This window comes from Halomonas elongata DSM 2581, from assembly GCF_000196875.2.
Classification (GTDB): domain Bacteria; phylum Pseudomonadota; class Gammaproteobacteria; order Pseudomonadales; family Halomonadaceae; genus Halomonas; species Halomonas elongata.
Genome location: NC_014532.2, coordinates 719,911 through 743,626, shown reverse-complemented (window position 1 = coordinate 743,626; position 23,716 = coordinate 719,911). Strand labels below are relative to the sequence as shown.

Sequence of the window (23,716 nt, the reverse complement as noted above, 5' to 3'; positions counted from 1 at the left end):
TTCGATGTGCACGTCCGGCAGCTCAGGAACCGATAACGTCCTGCGTCTTGTGCTCGAAGTCGCTGGCATCGTGACGCTCATGAAGCTGCAGCTCCGGCTCACCGAAGGTCCGGTTGACCATGCGTCCTCGCTGCACCGCCGGACGCGCATCGACCTCTCGCGCCCAGCGCACCACGTTCTCGTAGGTATGCACCTGCAGGAACTCGGCGGCGTCGTAGAGACGGCCCAGCACCAGTTGGCCATACCAGGCCCAGTTGGCCATGTCGGCGATGCTGTACTCGTCGCCGGCCAGGTAGCGATGCTCCGCCAGATGGCGATCGAGGACATCGAGCTGACGCTTGGTCTCCATGGCATAGCGGTCGATGGGGTACTCGAGCTTCACCGGCGCATAGGCGTAGAAATGACCGAAGCCGCCCCCCAGGAAGGGCGCGCTGCCCATCTGCCAGAACAGCCAGTTGAGCGCCTCGGTACGGGCCTTGAAGTCCGTCGGCAGGAAATCGCCGAACTTTTCGGCTAGATAGAGCAGAATCGCGCCCGACTCGAAGACCCGGGTCGGCTCCTCGGTGCCGTGATCCATCAACGCCGGAATCTTGGAATTCGGATTGACCTCGACGAAGCCGCTGCCGAACTGATCGCCATCGCCGATCTTGATCAGCCAGGCATCGTATTCCGCCCCTTCGTGGCCCTTCGCCAGCAGCTCCTCGAACATCACCGTGACCTTGACGCCATTGGGCGTGGCCAGCGAATAGAGCTGGAACGGGTGCTTGCCGACCGGCAGTTCCTTGTCATGCGTGGGCCCGGCAATCGGGCGATTGATGCTGGCGAACTGGCCGCCGCTCGCCTGGCTCCAGGTCCAGACCCTCGGCGGGGTGTACTCGGTATCTTGGCTCATGGGAATTCCTGTGCGAGTGCGTTGTGGGCTCGACGATGCATTTCCACATCGCCGTCTGCCTCCGACAGGGGAAAGATAGCCTGTTAAAAGTTACCTTTCGACCCCTCGACCACATTCTGGACACTCAGATTCAGGGCCCTTCAGGGTTCGAGACCACCTCGGCTTCCGCACTTCCCGACTCGTCGATACGCTCTCCCTCACTGCGGCCGATCAGAGCGGTGCCGACCAGATCGCCCGTCACGTTGAGCGCCGTGCAGCCCATGCCGACCAGGGCGTCGATGGCCGTGAGCAAGGCAACGGCCTGGATGGGCAGGCCCACCTGGGAGAACACCGTGGCGATCATCACGATGCCGGCACCGGGCACCCCGGCCGTGCCCACCGAGATCAGGGTGCCGATGACCACGACCTGCAGCATGCTGACGAAATCCAGCGGCGCCCCCGCCACATTGGCAGCGAACACCGCCGAGATGGCGATGCGGATCGCCGCCCCGTCCATGTTCAACGTTGCGCCCAGCGGCAGGCTGAAGCCGTAGAGGCCTCGTGACAGACCCAGGCGACGGGCGGCATCGAGGGTCAGCGGCAAAGTGCCGGAACTGCTCTGGGTGGCGAACGCCGTCGCCATGGGCGTGCGTGCCTCGCGGAAGAAGGCCCGTAGCGGCACGCCGAAGCCTTTCAGCAAACCGATATAGACCAGCAAGTGCACGCCCAGCGCCACGTAAAGCACCACGACCATGTCGCCGAGCGACAGCAAGGTTCCCATGCCCTGCTCGGCCACGGTGCCGGCGACGATGGCAAACACCCCGACCGGCACCACATGCAGGATGCCGCTCATCACCTTGAGGGTCACGACGTTGAGCGCTTCGATCAGCCCCGCCAGTCGCTCGCCCAGCTCGCCATGCGTCTGTGACTGCCGCAACCCAGCCACGGCGAGGCCGAACACCAGGGCGGTGAAGATGATGCCGAGCAGGTCCTGCTCGGCGAAGGCACCGATGATGTTGGTCGGCACGATGCCCAGCACCACCGAGAGAATGCCGGGATTCTCGGGCACCGACACCGAGGCCGCCCCCTCCAGCGACATGCCTTCCCCCGGCGACAGCAGGCTGGCGACCGTCAGGCCAACGATGATCGCCAACGCCGAGGTCACCAGGTAATAAAGGAAGACCTTGCGGCCGATCCGCCCCAGGCGGCCGGCCTGCCCCTGATTGATGCCCGCCATCAACGTGAACAGCACGATAGGCAGAATGATGAATTTCAAGAGCCGCATCAGCAGCTCACCCAGCGGTGCCAGCGCCTGGCCGACGGCCGGCCCGCCGACCAGGCCGACCACGGCGCCCAGCACCAGCGCGAGGGTCACCCGCAGGATCAGCGACGAATCACGATAGCCGCGCCACAGGGATGTCAGAGGGGCGAACATGGAGTCTCCTCGAAATGAACAAGCGTCGCGAACCATAGGTCCGCGACGCCTATCGTGCAATGGGTGTGCTCAGTCCAGCAGAAAGCCCCCTACCTGGAAAGCCTCGGTCGCCCGGCCGGGCGCCTGTGCTATACATTAGCCGGCAGCCCCGGAAAGCGGCCATGATCGAGGAGCCTGTAACGTCATGGAATACTATCTGGCCCGAGTCGTGCATGTGTTGGCCATCGTGCTGTGGATCGGCGGCGTGGCGATGGTGACGACCGTCTTGCTGCCGGCCGTGAAGCGCTTCAAGCACGAAGAGGAACGGGTGGAGTTCTTCGAGCGGGTGGAGGCGCGCTTTGCCTGGCAGTCACGCATCACCACCCTGCTGGCAGGTCTCAGCGGCTTCTACATGTTGCACGTCCTCGGCTGGCAGCGCCTGGCGGTAGCCGAGTTCTGGTGGATCCATGCCATGATCGCGGTCTGGCTGATCTTCACACTGATGCTGTTCGTGTTCGAGCCGTTGTTTTTGCATCGCTGGTTCAAGGAGCGGGCGAAACGCGCTCCCGCGTCCACCTTTCGGCTCATCCAGGGGCTCCACTGGTTCTTGCTGGCCATCAGCCTGGTGACGATCGCGGGAGCGGTGGCAGGCAGCCACGGCTGGTTCTGGATATGAAGCGCCTGGCTGGCACCCTCATGTCATGCCCGGGCGGATTCCCCATCAGGGCGGCACCGGAATGGCCCTGCCATCGCTCGAGTCGCTCCAGCCACTTGCCCAGGCGCCCCTGGGCAAGTCCTTCCTCACGGCCGTCGAGCAGGTTCTTGGCCGTCAGGCCCAGCTCGGTATCGCCTCCGATCAGCAAGCGGCGCTGGAAGAACAGCGCATCGGGATCCTCGTGACGGGTCGCCAAGCACAGGAACTCGCGCCAGCCGCCGCGAATGGTCGCCTCGCCGGCCTCGCGGCAGAGCACCAGGCGCCCGGCCTCGAGCCCCAGGGTCAGCATCAGGTCAAGGTCCTCGACCATCAGCGAGATGCGGCGCCCCTCGAGAGCATCGAACTCTCCCTCGGCAAGCGGCTCGGCGAAGGTCCGGTTGAGCAGCGGCTCGACCAGGCGACGCTTGACGGCCAGCGGGGCCGTTTGATCCAGCGCCCGCAAGAGCAGTAACGGTGACGGTAGCGGCAACGCCATGATGTCCCTCCTCGATAAGCGGCAACCACCAAGCGTGCCACCGTACGGGCGACCTGAACCTGATCTATATCAAGGCAGCCACACTTCTACCTCCCGGCTGGACGTTCCCGCTACTTGATACCCAACCGACGCGCTCGCTTGTGCAGATTGCCGCCGCCGACCAGTTGCCGCCGGCAAACACCGGTTGAGTCTTGGAGGGAAGGCTCCGAGCAGCGTCAGCACCCTACACCGAGAACGATCTCGACCATCAATCGCCCCTTTCCTGACTTACGTCATGTTTTTTCCGCGCCGGGGCACCTACGCTCCAACACATCATATAGCAGGCTTTTTGACCACCAGGCACTATATATGGGAGCAAACGGTGACAGGACTCTCCACGCCGCGCCATCACACCGTCGACGTCGCCGCAACCGTCAACGAATACCTGCAGCGTGCCGACTGGCGCATCAATGCCAACGCCAACCAGGGCTATTCCCTGGGCGGGCTGATTCTCAACGCCTCGGGCAAGCTGATCGCCAACTACTGGCTCAATGAGGTCTATCCCGCCGCCGTGGGCGAGGCACATCGCCAGGGCGACCTGCACATCCACGACCTGGACATGCTCAGCGGCTACTGTGCCGGCTGGTCGCTGCGCAGCCTGCTCATCGAAGGCTTCAACGGCGTGCCGGGGCGTGCGGAGAGCGCTCCACCCCGCCACCTCACCAGCGCTCTGGGCCAGATGGTCAACTTTCTCGGTACCCTGCAGAACGAATGGGCCGGCGCCCAGGCCTTCAGCTCCTTCGATACCTACCTGGCGCCCTTCGTGCGCAAGGACCGGCTCGACTACCCGACGGTGAAACAAGCCGTCCAGGAATTCATCTACAACCTCAACGTGCCGTCGCGGTGGGGCAGCCAGACTCCCTTCACCAACCTCACCTTCGACTGGACCTGCCCGGCGGACCTGCGCGATCAGGTCCCCAGCATCGGCGGCGAGGAACAAGCGTTCACCTACGGCGAACTTCAGGCCGAGATGGACCTGCTCAATCGCGCCTACCTGGAGGTGATGGAAGAAGGCGACTACCGCGGCCGGGTGTTCACCTTCCCGATCCCCACCTACAACATCACCGCAGACTTCGACTGGCATAGCGACAACGCCGAGCGGCTCTTCGCGCTGACCGCCAAGTACGGCCTGCCCTACTTCCAGAATTTCCTTAACTCCGACCTGGAGCCGCACATGGTGCGCTCCATGTGCTGTCGGCTGCAGCTCGACCTCACCGAGCTGCTCAAGCGTGGCAACGGCCTGTTCGGCAGTGCCGAGCAGACCGGCTCGCTGGGCGTGGTGACGATCAACTGCGCGCGCCTGGGCCACCGTTTCGCCGGCAATCGAGCGGGACTCTTCGCCGAGCTGGATCGACTGCTCGAACTCGGCCGCGACAGTCTGGAGATCAAGCGCGAGTGCATCCAGCAATGGATGGACGACGGCCTCTATCCCTACAGCCAGCGCTACCTGGGTACGCTGCGCAACCACTTCTCGACGCTGGGCGTGAACGGCCTCAACGAGATGGTGCGCAACTTCAGCGACGACCGCCTGGACATCGCCACCCCGGAAGGGCAGCAACTGGCCCTGGAGCTGCTGGACCACGTTCGCGCACGCATGCGCGAGTTCCAGGCCACCACCGGCCATCTCTACAACCTGGAAGCGACACCGGCCGAGGGCACGACCCATCGCTTTGCCAGAGAGGATCAAAAACGCTTTCCCGGCATCCTCCAGGCCGGAACACCGCAAGCTCCCTACTACACCAATTCCAGCCAACTGCCCGTGGGTCACACCGACGACCCCTTCGAGGCGCTGCTCCACCAGGACCCGCTTCAGACCCGCTACACCGGCGGCACCGTGCTGCATCTCTACATGCGCGAGAAGCTCTCCTCGCCGCGGGCCTGCAAGCAGTTGGTGCACACGGCCCTGTCACGCTTCCGGCTGCCCTACCTCACCGTCACCCCGACCTTCTCGATCTGCCCGGTACACGGCTACCTGGCCGGCGAACACGAGTTCTGCCCGAAGTGCGACGACGCGCTTCGGGCAAAACGCACGCCTCAGGCGGATCTTTCCGCCTGACCTCTCCCCCAGTGAAACGGAGCACGACCATGACATCCAGAATCGACACCTTGCCGACCGATCAGCGCCAGCCCTGCGAGGTCTGGACGCGCGTCATGGGCTATCACCGCCCGATCAGCCAGTTCAATCGCGGCAAGCAATCCGAGCATCGCGAGCGCCGTCACTTCACCGAGCGCGCCGCGACGTCCGGCTCCTGACGCGACAGCCCCTCCGGCATCCGGCTCGAGTATGGCCCATGACACAAGCCACACCCCACCGGCCGCGGCTAGCCGTGGCCGGCCTCACGCCCCTGACCAGCCTGGACTACCCCGACCACCTGTCCTGTGTGGTGTTCCTTCAGGGATGCCCGCTACGTTGCGGCTACTGCCACAACCCGCAGATGCTCGCGCCCCGACAGGCCGAGCCAAGCGAATGGGCCGAGGTCGAGGCATTTCTGGAGCGCCGTCGCGGCCTGCTCGAAGCCGTCGTGTTCAGCGGCGGCGAACCCACCCTGCACGCCGATCTCGCCCAAGCCATCGAGCGTGTCCACGCCCTGGGCTTCAAGGTGGGCTTGCATACCGCCGGGATCTATCCGCGCCGCTTGCAGACACTGCTGCCCCGGCTCGACTGGGTGGGTCTGGACGTCAAGGGGCCAGGCGCCGACTTCGACCGCATCGTGGGTCGCCCCGGCATGGCGGCCGCCCATGAACGCAGCCTGGCATTGCTGCTAGAGAGCGGCATTCGCTTCGAATGCCGCACCACGGTGCACTGGCACGACTTCGACCTGGCAAGCCTGCAACGACTGGCGCTTGGACTCGCCGAGCGTGGCGTTGCGCACTATGCCATTCAAATGGCACGCCCGGGGCAGTGCCTGGCCCCCCGCTATGCCGAACCGGGCCCCGGGCCCTGGCATGCCGACGCCCTGGCGTCGCTGGTCGAGACACTGCGCCCCGCCTTCCAGCGGCTAGAACTGCGTCGATGAATGCGGCCAATCACACCCAATCATGCGCCGAGTCAACAGACGCTGGCGAATCGTCGATTAGCATGGCCAGACGTCAACACCACGAGGAGAACGCCATGGAGCTCGTCAGCCCGGCCGGCAACCTGCCCGCCCTGAAACGGGCCGTCGACGAGGGGGCCGATGCCGTCTATTTCGGCTTCCAGAACGCCACCAACGCCCGACAGTTCGCCGGTCTGAACTTCAGCGACAAGCGAGCCCGCGAAGGTATCGATTACGCCCATGCCCGTGGTACGCGGGTCTTCTGCGCCATCAACACCTATCCGCAGCCCGATAGCTGGGCGCAATGGACTCACGCCGTGGACCAGGCCGCCGAGCTCGGTGTCGATGCCCTGATCCTGGCCGACATGGGGCTTCTCGACTACGCCACACGGCACCACCCGGCACTTTCCCGTCATCTTTCGGTACAGGGTTCGGCCACCAGCCACGCCGCATTGCGTTTTTATCACGACCACTTCGGTATCAAGCGCGCCGTACTACCACGGGTACTTTCCATCACCCAGGTGCGCGACCTGGCCAAACAAAGCCCGGTGGAACTCGAGGTCTTCGCCTTCGGCAGCCTGTGCATCATGGCCGAGGGGCGCTGCTATCTCTCCTCCTACCTGACCGGCGAATCGCCCAACACTCGCGGCGTCTGCTCGCCGGCGGCCCATGTGCGCTGGGAACAGACCGGCGAAGGCCTGGAGTCACGCCTGAACGGCGTATTGATCGACCGCTACGGCGAAAGTGAGCGGGCCGGATACCCGACCCTGTGCAAGGGGCGTTTCGAGGTGGACGGCGAGATCTACCACGCCATCGAGGAACCCACCAGCCTCAACACCCTGGAACTCCTGCCGGAACTTGCCGAGCTGGGCATCAGCGCGGTGAAGGTCGAAGGCCGTCAGCGCAGCCCCGCCTATGTCTCGAAGGTAACCCGCATATGGCGACAGGCGCTGGATCGCCTGGCCGGTACGCCCGAACGCTTTCATCCCGAACCCGCCTGGATCGCCGGACTCGGCGAGGTCTCCGAGGGCACCACCACCACCCTGGGCGCCTACGAGCGCCGCTGGAAATAGGAGCGACCATGCCCATCGAGCAAACCTTGCAGCTCTCGCTTGGTCCAGTGCTCTTCTACTGGACCCGCGAACGCTACGCCGCCTTCTACCGCGAGGCTGCCGACTGGCCGGTGAACATCGTCTACCTGGGCGAGTTGGTCTGCTCGCGCCGCCGCGACATGAAGCTCGACGACTGGTTGGGTATCGGCCGCGAGCTGGCCCAGAGCGGCAAGCAGGTGGTGCTGTCGAGCCAGGCATTGATCGAATCCGAGGCCGATCTTCGCGATCTGCGCAAACTCTGCGACAACGGCGAGTTCAGCATCGAGGCCAATGACCAGAGCGCCTTGCAGTACCTCTCCACCGCCCGTTTGCCCTTCATCGCCGGACCGGCGCTCAATCTCTACAATCCCGCCACGATCGGCGTCCTGGCCCGCGCCAACATGCAACGCTGGCACGCGCCAGTGGAAATGTCGCGCAGCGATCTTGCCCGCCTGCTGGCCGACTGCCGCGCCCAAGGGCTCCATCACGCCTGCGAGGTCTTCGCCTATGGGCACCTGCCGCTGGCCTGGTCGTCGCGCTGCTTCACTGCACGACGCCATCGCACCCCCAAGGATCGCTGCCAGTTCGTGTGCCAACAGTATCCCGAAGGGCTGGCACTGCGCTCCCAGGAGTCACGAGACGTCTTCACCCTCAACGGCATCCAGACCCTCTCCGGCGCCTGTCAGGATCTGCGCCACGAGGTCAGCGACATGCTCGAGATGGGCGTTGACGTGGCACGCCTGAGCCCGCGTGCCGAAGGCATGGCCGAGGTGGTCGCCGCCTTCGATGCCGCTCGACAAGGCGAATTGCCCGCCCCCGACCCGCTCGCCCTGGTCGACGTCGAGATATGCGACGGCTACTGGAACGCTCGCCCCGGCATCGACAACAGCCGTGGCAGAACGGCTCCATGAGTCGTCCGGGCTTACTCCGCTACCGCGTTCATGCTCCTTCCGTGCCGAAGGCCAGCGACTTCATCGCGTCGATATCGACGATCTCGACTTCCTTTCTGTCGATATTGACCATGTCCTGCTCCTCCAGGCGCCGGAAGGTGCGACTCATGGTTTCCGGCACCAGCCCCAGGTAATTGCCGAGATCGAGGCGTGACATCGGCAGCCGAAAGCGTCGTGCCGAGAGCCCGCGACTGGCGAAGCGCTCGGAGAACTTGAGCAACACATGGGCCAGGCGCTGTTCGGCGGAGCGGCGTGCCAGCAGGCGGTTGGTGTTCTGCTCGGCAAGCAGCTCGCGACTCATGACGCGCATCAGTTGACGCTGCAGGGCCGGCATACGATCGCTCAGCGCTTCCAGTGCGCTATAAGGAAACTCGCAGAGACTGGCGGTTTCCAGGGCAACCGCACTCGACGGGTGACGCCGCATGACGATGGCATCGAGGCCGATGATCTCGCCCGGCAGATGGAATCCGGAGACATGCTCGTCTCCGTTGGCCATGGGCATCAATGTCTTCACCGCCCCGCTGCGCACCGCGTAGATCGCCTGGAACCGCTGCCCGGACTGGAACAGGGAAGCGCCCCGCGATACCGGCTTGCGGCGCTGTATGATGCCCTCGAGCTTGCCGATGTCCGACTTCGTCAGGTTGTCGGGCAAACACAGCGTACGCAGACGGCAATGTTGGCAACTGTCATGTGATTCGCTCAGCGCGGCGGTACGGGTCATGGGTGTCGTTCCTTGCCTGGGGACTTCGCAACAGCATCAAGGTGATGGTATCCAATACCCCCTTCGCTCCCGACAACTCTTTGGAGGTAGTCGGGATGATATTGCGAGGTAAACGAGGCAAGGGGCGGCCCGCTGCAGGCCAGCACATGAACTTTCGGCCGGGCGGACCGGGACCAGAGGTTCGCGTGGATACTCTCCGAGAATAGCCGCATGGCAACGATAAATGTTGTGTTGCGATGTGCCTCGCCCCACAATGGCGCCACAGCAGAAGGGGAGTATTCCCGACGCGGGTCGAATGGCCCGTTTCGTGCGGTCATCGTCAGCACGGGCGCAATGCCCCGGTGACAGCAGCTCGGCATGCATACCGAGCGGGAGAGACCTTCGGCAACGTTGACCGTTGACCGGAGGTAGACCCATGCACGTCCCCTTGTGGGTATGGCTGGCCACTGTGGCCGGCATCATCGTACTGTTCCTTTTCGATTTCTTCTTTCACGTCCGCAGGCCGCACGAACCGAGCTTCAAGGAAGCGGCGGTATGGTCGTGCATCTTCATCGCCATCGCCATGGCGTTCGGAGGTGGGCTCTGGTGGGTATGGGGTGCGCAGCACGGCGCTGAGTACTTTGCCGGCTTCATCACCGAGAAGAGTTTGTCGGTGGACAATCTGTTTGTGTTCGTGATCATCATGAGCAAGTTCGCGGTGCCGCGTATCCATCAACAGAAAGCCCTGTTGATCGGCATCGTCATTGCCTTGGTGATGCGTGGCGTTTTCATTGCCGTGGGCGCGGCGGCGATCCATCAGTTCAGTTGGGTCTTCTATATCTTCGGTGCCTTCCTGCTCTGGACGGCTTACAAGCTGGGCAAGGAAAGCTTTGAGGACAGCGACGAAGAAGAGAAATACCACCCCAATCTAGCGGAACGCTTGGCGCAGCGCTGGCTACCTGTCACCAATGAATATCACGGCCAGCGGTTGCTGGCGAAGGTCGATGGCAAGCGCATGGTGACACCGCTTTTCATGGTCATTGTGGCGCTTGGCTTTACTGATCTCCTGTTTGCGCTGGACTCCATCCCCGCCATCTATGGACTGACGCGCGAGCCGTATATCGTCTTCACAACCAATGCCTTCGCCTTGCTGGGGCTGCTACAGCTGTACTTCCTGCTCGGCAACTTGCTGTCACGCCTGGTCTACCTGGGGCTGGGCTTGTCGATAATTCTGGCCTTCATCGGCGTCAAGCTGGTGCTTGAGGCATTGCACGAGAACACGCTGCCGTTCATCAACGGCGGCCACCCGATCGAAGCGATCCCCGAGATTCCGATCTGGCTGTCGATGACCATCATCGTCGGCACGCTGGTGGCCACAGGCATGGCAAGCTGGCTCAAGGATCGCCGCGATCGGGCTAGCGCCTGATGGAGTAAAAAGCGTTGCTGAACGCCGGTGTGCCGATCAGGCAGGTACGGAGGTCGATCAAGCCACGTCTTCAGGTTTCCAACGCGTCAGCCGAACGTCCACGGTGAGACGGAGCGACGTCAGCGACGCCACCCTCGCCCGACCCTCGGCGCTGGCGCGATGGAGGTGCGGGGTCATGGCCAGCAGGTCGGCGATCGGCTCGGGACCGCTCAGTTCGATGGATTCGCGGAGCGTCTCGCTGCCCAGCAGCGTGAAGCCCTCGGGGAGTTTCTCGTCATCGGCACGAGGCGGCTTGAGAGTGGGATAGATGATCTCGCGAAGCTCGCGCAGATGGTCCGGGCCGGCATCGACCTGAAGCAGCTCGCCGCCCGGCTTCAGCACGCGCGCGAACTCCGGGTAGACGGGGAAGCCGAACAGGCAAAGTACACGATCCAGACTGTTTGCCTGCACGGGCAGATGCGCATTGGTGCCCACCGCCCAGGTCGCGCCTTTCCATTGCTTGGCGGCGGCGAGAATCGCCCACTTGGAGATGTCCACACCCAGCAGGGCCAGCGACCGTTCATCGCCGACCGCTTCTTCGCAGGCCCTGGCCAACTCGCGCAGGTAATAGCCCTCGCCACAGCCCGCATCCAGGCAGCTCAAGCTGGCACCGGCAGGCGCGTCGGCCAGCACGGCCCGACTCACCGCCTCCGCGATGGGCTGGTAATGGCCGGCCTCGAGGAAACGCCGACGCGCCGTCACCATCTCCTTGCTGTCGCCCGGGTCGCGGGAACGCTTGTTCTGCACCGGCAACAGGTTCACATGGCCCTGGCGAGCGATATCGAAGCTGTGCCCGGCCGCACAACGCCACACGCGATCGCTCTTGCCCAGCGGATCGCCATCCAACGGACAGGCCAACGCCCCGAACGGTGTAGTGCTCATCCCCACCGACCCTCTTCATCTCGATTATTCCGAGCCGACACCGACTGCCGGCCCTGCCCCGTCATACTATACAGAAGCTCCTCGTCCCGAAGTGCCCCGAATTAATTGGATAGAGCGATTCAGGTATGGGGTTCCCCAAGTCTAATAGTCACATCCCGAGCAATGACGCTACATTTCGGACACACAGGTTGGGTGGTTGATGAGGCATTTCACCCCCACCAACCTGGTTCCCGTCAGATGAGCGATAGGTCAATCTCGTAGCCCTTCTGCGAAGGCCTGCTACGCGAGTGCTGTAGTTTAAGCGGATGTGTCACGACGATCACCATGAGCAGGTGTCCGCTACATCCTTATTCTTCCGGCTGTGGCACTAGGTCGAAGCGATCCTCCTGATACTGAAAGAGAAGGCAGTCCATGCCGGGAAGACAACCACTATAATGGTCCTTTTTCCCTGGAACATCGTAGAAGGAACCTGCGGGATATTCAGTTCGCTCTCCGTCTATCTCCGCGTAGAATGTTCCTTGTATTACTACCGTAGGGATAGCTTCTGAATGATAATGAAAGGGATTATCCTTACCTGCAGGAAAAAGGACGAAGGCTTCATAGGGCCCTTCTCCGACAATATCACCACGGACATTAGCGTATTTTATCCCACCCGACTCCGGGAGTTCGACCCAATTCAACTCATGCGTTGCAGCGGAAACTATTCCGCCTTCCGGCTCTACATCCTCAGCCAGCACCAAAGAAGAGAAAGGCAATACTACAGCTAACACAAGAGCTATCTTCACAACTTTTCTCATTTCATAACCTCTATTTCCTGAGAGCCACGAATCTCGCCAAGCAGAACACCAACAAGACTTAACTAACTGCTTCGACAAAAATTATGCAATACCAATATATAAGCGAAAGCAACACTCCCGCAGAGTACTATCTACTTGAGCGAACTAGTTCATCTCCACCCTGCGAACAGGAAGAACCGTTACTTCCTGCGGGGTAACGCTCTCCCTGAAAGGGACAGTGAAGTTGTTGAATAATCGTATCAGAGAGAAGATCCTCAGTGCCCTTAAGAGCATCTGCAATCTCTTGATCGGTAGGAAAGACCATCTCAGCCGCTACGTTGTCCTGTACTATCCGGGCGAGATTATCTAGGGCAACGTAAAGATAATCATCCGGCGTTTCAGCAGTGGGAATATCAATAAGATGAGTATCAACAGCACGAGAATCCATAAACTCGCGAACAATTATGGAGTTCTGATTTAGCACTGAAGTTGTCCAGATTGAAAGCACCACAACGTAGAGATCTTGCCAATTCTGGTCGCCAACCTTCTTTCTCCAGCGCTTCATTGTCTTGCTAACCCCGGTGATCTGTGCTTCCGAGGCGTACCACATGTTCGTGCGAATGCAATCGTACACACTACCCGAAAACATTTCGAACGACCTGATACTGACATAGCCCATGTCAACCGATTTCTCGATGAACCGAATTCCTGAATCAAGAATTCGAGCACATGATCTCTCAAGTTCTTCAGGGATTTCAGAGCTCTTAAGCTCCGCGCGAGCAGTACGTAATGTATTTGAAAACTCCTCCAGCTTGGCAATCCACGCATCCGTGTCAGAGCCTTTAAGGTAGGGAGCGATAATTGAGAAGATACCCAATGGTACGTGAGCAATGGACTTTGCCATCTCGAAGATCTCAGATACAGGCTGGAGAGTTTCGATCTTTCCTTTGTAGATCAGCGTGTACTCACCACCTTTGGGGTCGTTATTGACAACGATGACAGGGGTCAGATGATCGATCAACTCAGCCTTCAGGTCCGCATAGTTACGACGCATTTCTGAGTCAACCTGAAAAATTGCATTGCGGGCGCGGACCTTAGAATCTGACCAGTAAGCAACCATCTCTAGGTCATGTGGATCAATCTCACCATTGCGATAGCCCTCAGGGTACACTTCGCTTCCACTGCAATGCTTATTGTTGTGACCTACCGGGCATTGCTTTTCCATATGATTCATAATGACTTTCCTCAATTGGCCCCCCTATTGGATAGGAATGGCTTTGTGACAACTCCGGCTACGTCCCTGCGTGAACTCCCCTAGAGTAGATTCTGGTCAAAATAAGCAATGGATCACGCCAGCAGAGAGATTTTCCTGATCGCAGCGACTCCACTGGGATGCGCCATGCCAACCTGCTCACTTCAAGTCGCTGGAAGCACGAACGACGACGCCGTAAAGGTCGGCGATAGTTGCCAACGCGGAATTATGAAGCTGACTAGCGGAGACATCGGACACGACAGTCTGTAGCGGACGAGTCGCACAGGCATCGGCGACGATGGTGGGTTTGTTTCCGCGTAGAAACGCACCCTCAGCGGTGAACTGCACGCACATGTTGGTCATGAACCCAGCAATGACCACGCTTTCATTCCCCGCCGCGTCAACATGTTGGTTTAGGTCGGTGTTAACGAAGGCATTGGGGCATGTCTTGGCGATCACGGCCTCACCCTCAATGGGAGCAACCTTGGAATGGATCTGACCGATCTCGGTTTTGATGTCATACGGAGTGCCATCGCCACCGTCATTGACGATGTGGATGACCGTTGCCCCCACTTCCCGAGCCTTCTCAAGCAACTCTGCTGCGGCATATAGGGCAGGTTCCCAACCATCAAGTTCCATCACACCACGGGTGTAGGTGTTCTGGTAGTCGACCATGATGACAGTCGAGTCTCGCAACGATGCGGGAGCATCGTCAAAGCCATTGAGTTGACGTAGTGTTGTAGTCGTCATCTATATTCTCCTGAGTCTAGTTCGGAGATTTAGGAATATTCGATTTGTGGCTTCACTAATACTACGGACATGGCACAAATGTCGGCAATGCCATAAAATATGCAAATACCGACATCCTGCTTTAATCACAACCAACTAGACGTTTTAGGCACCATGACTTACATAGAACGCTTTATTGTCATAGTCTTGTTCGAGCAAGTGGACCTACTTGATGTCACCGGACCGCCCGAGGTTTTCTCACTTCTACAACGTGAAATGGAGGAGCCCACTGGTTATAAAGTGGTGCTCGCAGCTGAGACCATGGACCCAGTGACGACTTCAGCAGGCGTCCAGATCCTCCCGGATACGACATTCACCGAGATCGCAAATAAAGCCATCGATACCCTGGTCGTGCCGGGGGCGGTTGAAGTTGATCAGCATCGTAGGGTTCGCGCATTAATTGATCCGATGGTCGTGGAGTGGGTACGTAAACTCGCCGATAACACACGTCGGGTAACTTCCGTGTGTGTCGGAGCCCATGTGCTTGCTGCTGCTGGTCTGCTCGATGGCAAGCGAGCGACGACGCACTGGTCGACAGCCCAGCAACTCGCAGCAGAGCACCCTCAGATTACGGTCGATGCTGATCCGATCTTCATTCGCCAAGATGATGTCTGGACAGGGGCAGGACTGAGCGCATGCATAGACTTAGCACTTGCGCTCGTCGCGGATGATTATGGTGAGGTCTTAGCCCAGCGTGTCGCCCGACAACTAGTGGTCTATCTCAAGCGACCAAGTGGGCAAAAGCAGTTCAGTGTTCCCCTTGAGCCGATCTCAACCACTCGTCGTGTCGATAAAATTCGGCATTACATCACCCTACATGCGGCCAACCCGCTGACAGTGACCGAGCTGGCCGAACACATTCACGTCAGTGACCGGCAATTGACCCGTATTTTCAAGACTGAACTAGGAATGACTCCTGCCGCCTATATTGAATCAGCCAGAGTCGAAATTGCCCGTAACCGCTTAGAAACTACCGATGACCCCCTAGATCGCATAGCAGCCATCAGTGGACTGAATACTGTCGACACGCTCATTCGAGCCTTTCACCGCACCTTGAAAATGACCCCTACGGAGTATCGTAACAGGTTTCGAATTAACTGAAAGCATGCTTTCCGGAGCGAGTTATTCGAGCACTTATAGAAACACAAAAAACAACACCAACCTCACTTTAGCTTAGGCTTTTCCCTCAAAAAAACGGTCTAACATTATCGCAGATCACACACTCACTACCCGCCCTTTTTTAAACATCAAAGACATAAAAAAACCGCCTTTCGGCGGTTTTTTATTTTCAAAATAAATTTAAAAACTCACTCCCACTCGATGGTCGCGGGCGGCTTGCTGCTCACGTCATAGGTAACGCGGGAGACGCCTTCCAGCTCGTTGATGATGCGGTTGGAGACGGTTTCCAGCAGCTCGTAGGGCAGGTGTGCCCAGCGGGCGGTCATGAAGTCGATGGTCTCCACGGCGCGCAGGGCGATGACCCATTCGTAGCGGCGACCGTCGCCGACCACGCCGACGGATTTCACCGGCAGGAAGACGGCGAAGGCCTGGCTGGTCTTGTGGTACCAGTCGGCCTTGTGCAGTTCCTCGATGAAGATGGCGTCGGCCTCGCGCAGGATGTCGGCGTATTCCTTCTTCACCTCGCCGAGGATGCGCACGCCGAGCCCCGGCCCCGGGAAGGGGTGACGATAGACCATGTCGTAGGGCAGGCCGAGCTCGACACCGAGCTTGCGCACCTCGTCCTTGAACAGCTCGCGCAGGGGCTCGACGAGCTGCAGCTTCATGGTCTCGGGCAGGCCGCCCACGTTGTGGTGAGACTTGATGACGTGCGCCTTGCCGGTCTTGGCGGCGGCGGATTCGATCACATCCGGGTAGATGGTGCCCTGGGCGAGGAATTCCACGCCCTCGATCTTGGCTGCCTCGGCATCGAATACGTCGATGAAGGTGTTGCCGATGATCTTGCGCTTGGCCTCGGGGTCATGCACGTCCTCGAGGCGCGACAGGAACTGCTCCTCGGCGTCGACGCGGATCACCCGCACACCCATGTGGCTGGAGAAGGTCTTCATCACCTGATCGCCTTCGTCCTTGCGCAGCAGGCCGTTGTCGACGAACACGCAGGTCAGTTGGTCGCCGATGGCCCTGTGCAACAGCGCGGCCACCACCGAGGAGTCGACACCGCCGGAAAGCCCCAGCAGCACGTGGCGGTCGCCCACCTGTTCACGAACCCGGGCGACCTGGTCCTCGATGATCTGCGCCGGCGTCCACCAGCGCTCCGCCTGGCAGATGCCCAGCACGAAGTGCTCGAGAATGCGCTGCCCCTGCAGGGTATGCGTCACCTCGGGGTGGAACTGCACGCCATAGAAGCGCTTCTCCTCCCAGGCCATGGCGGCGATCGGGCAGCTCTCGGTGGAGGCGATCACGCTGAAGGCCTCCGGTACCCGGGCGACCTTGTCGCCGTGGCTCATCCACACATCGAGCAGGCGCTTGCCACTCTCATCCTCGATATGGTCGGCGATGTCCTCGAACAGGGCACTCTCGCCGTCGAGGCGAATCTGTGCATAGCCGAATTCACGCTTCTGCGAACCTTCCACGCCGCCGCCGAGCTGCTCGGCCATGGTCTGCATACCGTAGCAGATACCCAGCACCGGCAAGCCCATCTCGAAGACGCATTGCGGCGCACGGGGAGAGTCGAGCTCGGTGACGGATTCCGGGCCACCGGCGAGGATGATGCCGTTGGGGTTGTAGGCGCGAATCTCGTCCTCGGTGATATCGAAGGCACGCACTTCAGAGTAGACGCCAATCTCGCGCACCCGGCGGGCGATCAACTGGGTGTACTGGGAGCCAAAATCGAGGATCAGGATCTTGTGGGCATGAATGTCGGTCATGGAGGGGCCACCGCCGTAATGAATTCGAGTACCCAGACAAAGGCACTGCCGGATAAAGAATAAGAGGAAAGAGTGAAGAGGAAGGGGTCCCTTCCTGCTTCTCCCTTCCCTCTTCCGTCTCAAACGGGCATTAGCCCGCTCTGTAGTTGGGCGCTTCCTTGGTGATCTGCACGTCGTGGACGTGGGATTCATTGAAGCCGGCACCGGTGATCTTCACGAACTCCGGCTTGGTGCGCATCTCCTCGATGTCGCGGCAGCCGGTGTAGCCCATGGAGGCCCGCAGCCCGCCCATCATCTGGTGGACGATGGCGCCCATCAGGCCCTTGTAGGGCACGCGACCCTCGATGCCTTCTGGCACGAGCTTCTCGACGCCTTCGCTCTTGTCCTGGAAGTAACGGTCGCTGGAGCCCTGGGTCTGCGACATCGCACCCATCGACCCCATACCGCGATAGGCCTTGTAGGTCCGGCCCTGATAGAGCTCGACCTCGCCCGGCGCCTCCTCGGTACCAGCCAGCAGGCCACCCACCATCACGCAGCTGGCGCCGGCGGCTACGGCCTTGGCCAGGTCGCCGGAGAAGCGCACGCCGCCATCGGCGATCAGCGGCACGTCGTAGGGCTTGAGCGCCTCGGCCACGTTGGAGACGGCGGTGATCTGCGGCACGCCGACACCGGCCACCACGCGGGTGGTGCAGATCGAGCCCGGGCCGATGCCCACCTTGACGCCGTCGGCACCCGCCTCGGCCAGTGCCTTGGCGGCCTCGGCGGTGGCGATGTTGCCGCCGATCACCTGAATCTGCGGGTAATGCTCCTTCACCCAGGCCACGCGGTCGATCACGCCCCTGGAATGACCGTGGGCGGTATCGATGATGACCGCATCGACGCCGGCTTCCACCAGAGCGGCAATGCGATCCGGCGTTTCGGGGCCGGTACCCACGGCGGCTCCGACCAGCAGGCGGCCATCGGCATCCTTGGCGGCATGCGGGAAGGTGCGCGCCTTCTCGATGTCCTGAAAGGTGACCAGGCCACGCAGGCGGAAGTCATTGTCCACCACCAGCATCTTCTCGACGCGGTGCTCCTGCATCTTGCCCTTGATGACGGACAACTCGGTGCCTTCGGCCACCGTGACCAGCTTCTCGCGGGGCGTCATGATGTCGGCCACGCTGTCGCCATGGTTCGGCTGGAAGCGCATGTCGCGCTCGGTGACGATGCCGACCAGGGTTTCTCCCTCCACCACCGGGAAACCCGAGAAGCCATATTCCTTGGCCATGGCCAGCAGGTCGGCCAGCTTGGCCTTGGGACCGACAGTCACCGGATCCTTGACGATCACGCTCTCGTGCTTCTTGACCTTGCGCACCTCAGCGGCCTGCTGCGCGATGGTCATGCTCTTGTGGATGATACCGATGCCGCCTTCCTGCGCCATGGCGATGGCCAGGCGGGCTTCGGTAACGGTGTCCATGGCGGCGGAAACGAGCGGGATATTGAGGAAGAGGTTGCGGGTCAGGCGAGTCCTGAGGCTGACGTCCTTGGGCAGGACATCGGAGTAGCCGGGTACGAGTAATACGTCATCGAACGTAAGAGCTTCTTGGGCCATACGTAACATAGTCGGCAACACCCAGTGAGCTGGTGGGAGGAGGGAGTGAAGTTAATCAACCATTATAACGCGGGGCACCGATTTCAGGCAATGTGGCGGTGTTTTCTCCCGCCTGGCCCCTTCAGCGACGTTGCTGGAATTCGCGACGCCAGCGCGCCATGAAAGCGTCGCGGCGCTGCGGATCGACGAATGCCAGCAGCGAGGCGTTGATCGGGATGGGGTACAGCCGGTCGCCGACCTGGTCGCGCAGCCGCTGCGCGGTGTAGGGCCCTTTTACGTCCGGCCGCACGCTGAACAGCGGCGTCTGCCCGGCCAGCACGCGCTGACCGTCCCGGCTGAGCAGGAAGTCGACGAACTCGCCGGCCTGACGTGGATGCGGGGCATCACGATGAATGAACGCCATGCGCATCATCACCAGCGAGTAATCCTGGGGTACCTGAACGATCACCTCGGGGTGATGCTGGGCCCAGACCATCGCATAGGACCCCAGCAGGTTGTAGCCCAGCCAGTAGCGACCCTCGGTGAGGCCCTGCAGCATCGCGCGGGTATTCTCCTCGAGGCGGGCATCGACGTTGCCCATGGCCGCGACCAGATCCCAGAAGCGGGGCGTGTAGCGCGCGTCCTGCTGGAACAGGGTATATCCCACACCGCTGCGCGCCGGCGAATAGGTGGTCACCTTGCCGCGCAGCATGTCCTGCCGGGTAGTCAGCAGCGTATGCAGATCGGCATGGGTCGAGGGCGGCATCATGTGTCGCGGCAAGTCGAGCCGGTAGGCCATGACAATCGGCTCGAAGGTGAAGCCGAACACCTCATCGCGCCACTTGGCCCAGTCCGGCCATGCCCGCGCCTCCCGGGAATGCAGGGGACGCGCATAGTCCTGGTTGACGCGCGCCATCTGCCAGGGCATCGCCGAGCTGATCACCACGTCCGGGGCGGGGTCGGCCCGTTCGACCAGGGTGTCGACCTCGAGGGTCGAGCGATCATGAAACACCAGTTCGATGTCAGGGTGCGACTGTTCGAAGGCCTCGAGCAGCGGCGCGACCACGCGGCGGTCGAGCGCGGCCTCGACGACCAGGGACTCGGCGTCGACGACGTCGCTCACCGTGGCCATCAGCAGACCGATGCAAGCGACAAGGCTCCATGGTCGCATCAGCGTTCCTCCGGGCTCGACAGGGTAAAGCGCAGTGTCACACGGAGTCCTCGAGGCTCGCGATTGCTAACCTGCCAAGCGGCGCCATGTCGCTTGGCGATGGAGTCCACCACCGCCAGCCCCAGCCCGGAGCCCCGGGTGTCCTGACGTCCTCCGCGCTCGAAGGGATGGTGCAGGCGCTCGAGCAGGTCGACCGGCACGCCAGGGCCGTCATCCTCGATGTAGAGGGTCGCCACCCGGGTGTCGATCTCGATACCCAGGGTGATCTCGCTGCCCGCCGGCGTATAGGTCAGGGCATTGTCGATCAGGTTGCCCAGCAATTCGCGAAGCGCCCAGGACGACCCCAGAATGACAACCGGCGCGGACGGCAGCTCGGCGAGTCCCAGATCGTGCTCCCGGGCGGCATCCCGGCCGGCCCAGTCGAGTGTCACCTCACGCAGCATGGCGGCCAGATCGAGGTGCGTCATGTCGCCGTCACCACCGACATGGCGCAGCCGAGCCAGACTCAACAGTTGACTGGCCAGGCGGCTGGTACGTGCGGCCCCCTCGTTGACGTCGACCAGGGCCGTCCGCCATGTCTCGGGATCGTCCTGGGCAAGCGCCAGCTCGCTGGTGCTCTGCAGGCCGGCCAGCGGCGTCTTGAGCTGATGGCTGGCGTCGGCGGTGAAACGCAGCAGCGCATCGCGGCTGTCGCGCTGGCGGGAGAACAGGGTATCGAGCGTTTCGGCCAGTTCGCGCAGTTCCTCGGGCACGCGGGCATCCAGCGGCCCCATGTCATCGGCATCGCGGCGGCGCAGCAGTTGCCGAAGCCGTCGCATCGGCGTCAGCGCCACCCGCATGGCCAGCAGCATCAACAGGCCGGCCAGCAGTACCATGGCCAGGAAGCGCGTCACCGCACGCTCGAAGAGCTCCCCCGCCAGGGCCCGTCGACCGGCCATGGTATGCCCCACCCAGATCTGCACCGGGTCCTGGGTCTCCCAGCCCGCCGAGTCGTATTCCCGACCGTACAGGCGCCAGTCTTCCCCGCGCCAGGTCACATCGCGCCAGAACGGCTCGCGGGCGACGTGATGCTGGTCGTCTTCGGCGATATCGAGCGGCAGGTTGGCGGAAATGCGGCGCCCATCGGCATCCAGTACCGCATAGAACACTCGCTCCTGGTGCCGGGTGGCGAGGATCTGCAAGGCGGCCGCCGGAATCTCCAGCACCGGCTCGCCCTCCCGCCATTGCACCGATTCGGCGATGGTCAAGGCAGCGGCCTCCAGTTGACTGTCGTAGGCGCGCTGGGCCGCACGCTGAGCGCCGAGATAAGCCTCGATCATCAGCAGAGTGCCGAGCCCCGACACCGTGACCAGCAGCCATATCGCCAGCCGCCGTTTCAGCGAACCATCGACCTCGATCACGCTCGCTCTTCCTCGAGGCGATAGCCCAGCCCCCGAAAGGTGCGAATGCGCAGTCCACTGCCCTGCAGCCGCTTGCGCAGCCGACTGACATATACCTCCAGGGCATTCGAGCCCACCTCGCCGAAGCCGAACAGCCGCCCCTCCAGCATCTCGCGAGGGGCAATGTCGCCCGCCTGGGAGAGCAAGCCTTCGAGCAGCAACAATTCGCGGCGCGGCAGCTCCAGCGGCGTTTCATCGAGGGTCACGCGACCGGAGGCCAGGTCGAAGCACAGCGGCCCCAGGCGTAGCTGGTTGTCGCTGCGCTGCTGGCTGCGCCGGAGCAGCGCCCGCACCCGCGCCTCGAGCTCGGCGATCGAGAACGGCTTGGCCAGGTAGTCGTCGGCGCCCAGGTCGAGGCCTCGCACGCGATCCTCCACGCCATCCCGGGCGGTGAGAATCAGCACCGGCGTCGTGTCGCCACGCTCGCGCATGGCCTCGAGCAGCGTCAGGCCATCGCCGTCGGGCAGCCCCAGGTCCAGCAGCACCAGGTCGAAACCACCCTGGCGCAAGGCAGCACCCGCCTCGGCGCAATGCGTGAAGGCCTCCACGATGTTGCCGAGCGGGGTCAGGGCATTGTCCAGTGACCTGGCAATCAGGAGGTCATCCTCGACGACGAGCAAGCGCATGCGACCAAAGTCTCACAGGGTGATTCACGGCATGACAGGTTGATGAAAGGTAGCGCTCCTAGGATCACTCCCGTCATCCCCGATGACGCCGAGACCACGGCCTCGGCCACAACAAGAGAACAGGAGTTCGCCATGAAGATCAACACGGCTCTACGCCACGCATCCTGCCTCGCCTTGCTGGGCAGCCTGCTGCTGGCCGGCAGCGTTCAGGCCCAGTCCGAAAAAACCGAATGCATCGCGCCGGCCAAGCCGGGCGGCGGCTATGACCTGACCTGCCGCCTGGCGGCCAACGGCTTGGAGGAAACCGGCCGGATCGAGCAGCCGATGATGGTCACTTACATGCCCGGCGGCATCGGCGCGGTCGCCTACAACCATCTCAATGGCGTGCGCACCGACGACTCCGACCTGATCGTCGCCGCCAGCACCGGCGCGGCGGTCAACCTGGCCCTGAACAAGTTCGGCGATTACAGCGGCGACGAGGTTCGCTGGCTGGGCGCGCTGGGCGTCGACTATGGCGCCATCGTGGTCAACGCCGACGCCCCCTGGGAGAACCTCGACGACCTCATGTCGGACCTCAAGGACAAGCCGGGCGAAATCGCCTTCGGCGCCGGCGGTACCGTGGGCAGCCAGGACTGGATGAAGGCGGCGCTGACCGCCAAGGCCGCTGACGTTTCACCGCAGAAGCTGCGCTACGTTGCCTTCGAAGGTGGCGGCGAGGCTCTCGCTGCCCTGCTCGGCAACCATATCCAGGTCTTCACCGGCGACCTTTCCGAGCTCAAGTCCCAGTTGGAGAGCGGCAAGATCCGGGTATTGGCCTCGCTGTCCGAGGAACGCATGGGCGGTCCCTTCGCCGACATCCCCACCGCCGCCGAACAGGGCTATGACGTCCAGTGGCCCATCTGGCGCGGCTACTACATGGGCCCCGATGTCAGCGACGAAGCCTATTCCGCCTGGGTCGAGCGCCTGAAAGCGCTCTCCGAGGATCCTAAGTTCGCCGAACTGCGCGAGGCACGCGGCCTCTTCCCGATGTCCCGCTTCGGTGACGACTTCGATCAGTACGTTCAGCAACAGATCGCCGACTTCAAGTCACTGGCGCAGGAAGTGGGACTGAGCCAATGAGAGTGACAGCCGACAGGCTGCTGGGGTTCGTCCTGCTCGGCCTGGCGGCGTTCGTCGCCGTCCAGGCCCTGCAGTGGCAGATTCCCTTCAGCTATGAACCCGTGGGCCCCAGGGCATTTCCCCTGGGGCTGGCCCTGCTGCTGTCCATCCTGGCCCTGGTGCTGGTGATCAGGCCCGGCGCCAATGGTCAGTGGCCGCACCGTGCCCTGGCAGTGAAGCTGTTGATGGTGCTCGTGCTGCTGGTGATCTACGCCGCGCTGTTCACGCAGATCGGCTACATCCCCGCCTCGCTGCTGGCGGCAACGGCCCTGGCACGGCTGTTCGGCGCGACCTGGGGCAAGGCATTGATCACCGGCACCCTGATGGCCATCGGCAGTTACTTCCTGTTCACCAGTGGCCTGGGCATCTCGCTGCCCGATGGCTACCTGGAAGGCATCGTCTAGAGGACACGT

At 62.0% G+C, this 23,716-nt stretch carries 23 protein-coding genes; 10 read left to right on the top strand and 13 right to left on the bottom strand.

What is annotated here, in order from left to right:
• Nucleotides 1-22 precede the first annotated feature (22 nt).
• The gene (gene yghU / locus HELO_RS03400; protein WP_013331399.1) at nucleotides 23-892 is read right to left on the bottom strand and encodes a glutathione-dependent disulfide-bond oxidoreductase; all 870 of its coding nucleotides are present in this window, start codon (nucleotides 890-892) and stop codon (nucleotides 23-25) included.
• A gap of 130 nt (nucleotides 893-1,022) precedes the next feature.
• A complete protein-coding gene (locus HELO_RS03395; protein ID WP_013331398.1) occupies nucleotides 1,023-2,306 on the bottom strand; it encodes a dicarboxylate/amino acid:cation symporter in 1,284 nt (427 codons plus the stop codon).
• 184 nt (nucleotides 2,307-2,490) lie between these two features.
• Here HELO_RS03395 and HELO_RS03390 point away from each other — a divergent pair, with 184 nt between their 5' ends.
• Nucleotides 2,491-2,961: a hypothetical protein gene (locus HELO_RS03390; protein ID WP_013331397.1), complete on the top strand. Its 471-nt coding sequence runs from the start codon at nucleotides 2,491-2,493 to the stop codon at nucleotides 2,959-2,961.
• Here HELO_RS03390 and ubiT read toward each other — a convergent pair.
• Entirely contained in the window at nucleotides 2,903-3,475 is a 573-nt protein-coding gene (ubiT, locus tag HELO_RS03385) for a ubiquinone anaerobic biosynthesis accessory factor UbiT (protein ID WP_013331396.1), read from the bottom strand. The two genes, HELO_RS03390 and ubiT, sit on opposite strands and share 59 nt — an antisense overlap.
• Nucleotides 3,476-3,836: 361 nt before the next feature.
• Here ubiT and HELO_RS03380 point away from each other — a divergent pair, with 361 nt between their 5' ends.
• From HELO_RS03380 to HELO_RS03360, 5 genes are all read left to right on the top strand, one after another.
• Nucleotides 3,837-5,570 (top strand): ribonucleoside triphosphate reductase, encoded by a 1,734-nt coding sequence (locus HELO_RS03380; RefSeq protein WP_013331395.1) that lies wholly within the window; start codon nucleotides 3,837-3,839, stop codon nucleotides 5,568-5,570.
• 29 nt (nucleotides 5,571-5,599) lie between these two features.
• On the top strand, nucleotides 5,600-5,767 hold the full coding sequence (gene nrdD / locus HELO_RS03375) for an anaerobic ribonucleoside-triphosphate reductase (RefSeq protein ID WP_013331394.1): 168 nt from the start codon (nucleotides 5,600-5,602) through the stop codon (nucleotides 5,765-5,767).
• Nucleotides 5,768-5,805: 38 nt separating this feature from the next.
• Entirely contained in the window at nucleotides 5,806-6,531 is a 726-nt protein-coding gene (locus HELO_RS03370) for an anaerobic ribonucleoside-triphosphate reductase activating protein (RefSeq protein WP_013331393.1), read from the top strand.
• Between the two features lie 95 nt (nucleotides 6,532-6,626).
• Complete coding sequence (gene ubiU / locus HELO_RS03365) at nucleotides 6,627-7,622, top strand: ubiquinone anaerobic biosynthesis protein UbiU (RefSeq protein ID WP_013331392.1); 996 nt, start codon at nucleotides 6,627-6,629, stop codon at nucleotides 7,620-7,622.
• Between the two features lie 8 nt (nucleotides 7,623-7,630).
• Nucleotides 7,631-8,551, top strand: coding sequence for a U32 family peptidase (locus tag HELO_RS03360; protein WP_013331391.1), 921 nt, complete (start codon nucleotides 7,631-7,633; stop codon nucleotides 8,549-8,551).
• Between the two features lie 28 nt (nucleotides 8,552-8,579).
• Here the strand turns inward: HELO_RS03360 and fnr are convergent, their stop codons facing one another.
• Nucleotides 8,580-9,311: a fumarate/nitrate reduction transcriptional regulator Fnr gene (fnr, locus tag HELO_RS03355; RefSeq protein ID WP_013331390.1), complete on the bottom strand. Its 732-nt coding sequence runs from the start codon at nucleotides 9,309-9,311 to the stop codon at nucleotides 8,580-8,582.
• 415 nt (nucleotides 9,312-9,726) lie between these two features.
• Here fnr and HELO_RS03350 point away from each other — a divergent pair, with 415 nt between their 5' ends.
• The gene (locus tag HELO_RS03350) at nucleotides 9,727-10,716 is read left to right on the top strand and encodes a TerC/Alx family metal homeostasis membrane protein (protein WP_013331389.1); all 990 of its coding nucleotides are present in this window, start codon (nucleotides 9,727-9,729) and stop codon (nucleotides 10,714-10,716) included.
• A gap of 57 nt (nucleotides 10,717-10,773) precedes the next feature.
• Here HELO_RS03350 and HELO_RS03345 read toward each other — a convergent pair whose 3' ends face one another.
• The 4 genes from HELO_RS03345 to HELO_RS03330 form a co-directional block, all read right to left on the bottom strand.
• Entirely contained in the window at nucleotides 10,774-11,637 is an 864-nt protein-coding gene (locus HELO_RS03345; RefSeq protein ID WP_013331388.1) for a putative RNA methyltransferase, read from the bottom strand.
• A gap of 347 nt (nucleotides 11,638-11,984) precedes the next feature.
• Complete coding sequence (locus tag HELO_RS03340; protein ID WP_082995192.1) at nucleotides 11,985-12,434, bottom strand: cupin domain-containing protein; 450 nt, start codon at nucleotides 12,432-12,434, stop codon at nucleotides 11,985-11,987.
• 127 nt (nucleotides 12,435-12,561) lie between these two features.
• Nucleotides 12,562-13,647, bottom strand: a complete 1,086-nt coding sequence (locus tag HELO_RS03335) for a hypothetical protein (RefSeq protein ID WP_193875080.1) — start codon at nucleotides 13,645-13,647, stop codon at nucleotides 12,562-12,564.
• Between the two features lie 177 nt (nucleotides 13,648-13,824).
• Nucleotides 13,825-14,415, bottom strand: coding sequence for a cysteine hydrolase family protein (locus HELO_RS03330; protein ID WP_013331387.1), 591 nt, complete (start codon nucleotides 14,413-14,415; stop codon nucleotides 13,825-13,827).
• 153 nt (nucleotides 14,416-14,568) lie between these two features.
• Here HELO_RS03330 and HELO_RS03325 point away from each other — a divergent pair, with 153 nt between their 5' ends.
• On the top strand, nucleotides 14,569-15,555 hold the full coding sequence (locus HELO_RS03325) for a GlxA family transcriptional regulator (protein ID WP_041602379.1): 987 nt from the start codon (nucleotides 14,569-14,571) through the stop codon (nucleotides 15,553-15,555).
• A 206-nt stretch (nucleotides 15,556-15,761) separates the two neighbouring features.
• Here HELO_RS03325 and guaA read toward each other — a convergent pair whose 3' ends face one another.
• The 5 genes from guaA to HELO_RS03300 all read right to left on the bottom strand — a co-directional run bounded on the left by guaA (nucleotide 15,762) and on the right by HELO_RS03300 (nucleotide 22,145).
• Nucleotides 15,762-17,339 (bottom strand): glutamine-hydrolyzing GMP synthase, encoded by a 1,578-nt coding sequence (gene guaA, locus HELO_RS03320; protein WP_041601877.1) that lies wholly within the window; start codon nucleotides 17,337-17,339, stop codon nucleotides 15,762-15,764.
• Between the two features lie 130 nt (nucleotides 17,340-17,469).
• Nucleotides 17,470-18,939 carry an IMP dehydrogenase gene (gene guaB, locus HELO_RS03315; protein ID WP_013331385.1) on the bottom strand — a complete coding sequence of 490 codons (1,470 nt, stop codon included), beginning with the start codon at nucleotides 18,937-18,939 and terminating at the stop codon, nucleotides 17,470-17,472.
• Nucleotides 18,940-19,051: 112 nt separating this feature from the next.
• On the bottom strand, nucleotides 19,052-20,080 hold the full coding sequence (locus HELO_RS03310) for an ABC transporter substrate-binding protein (RefSeq protein WP_013331384.1): 1,029 nt from the start codon (nucleotides 20,078-20,080) through the stop codon (nucleotides 19,052-19,054).
• Nucleotides 20,080-21,480 (bottom strand): sensor histidine kinase, encoded by a 1,401-nt coding sequence (locus HELO_RS03305; protein ID WP_013331383.1) that lies wholly within the window; start codon nucleotides 21,478-21,480, stop codon nucleotides 20,080-20,082. The genes HELO_RS03310 and HELO_RS03305 overlap by 1 nt, the downstream gene beginning before the upstream one ends.
• Nucleotides 21,477-22,145, bottom strand: coding sequence for a response regulator (locus HELO_RS03300; RefSeq protein WP_013331382.1), 669 nt, complete (start codon nucleotides 22,143-22,145; stop codon nucleotides 21,477-21,479). Before HELO_RS03300 ends, HELO_RS03305 begins: the two co-directional genes overlap by 4 nt.
• Nucleotides 22,146-22,277: 132 nt before the next feature.
• On the opposite strand from HELO_RS03300, the gene HELO_RS03295 reads away from it, so the two are divergent.
• The gene (locus HELO_RS03295; protein ID WP_013331381.1) at nucleotides 22,278-23,264 is read left to right on the top strand and encodes a Bug family tripartite tricarboxylate transporter substrate binding protein; all 987 of its coding nucleotides are present in this window, start codon (nucleotides 22,278-22,280) and stop codon (nucleotides 23,262-23,264) included.
• Nucleotides 23,261-23,707 carry a tripartite tricarboxylate transporter TctB family protein gene (locus HELO_RS03290; protein WP_013331380.1) on the top strand — a complete coding sequence of 149 codons (447 nt, stop codon included), beginning with the start codon at nucleotides 23,261-23,263 and terminating at the stop codon, nucleotides 23,705-23,707. Before HELO_RS03295 ends, HELO_RS03290 begins: the two co-directional genes overlap by 4 nt.
• The last annotated feature ends 9 nt before the right edge of the window (nucleotides 23,708-23,716 follow it).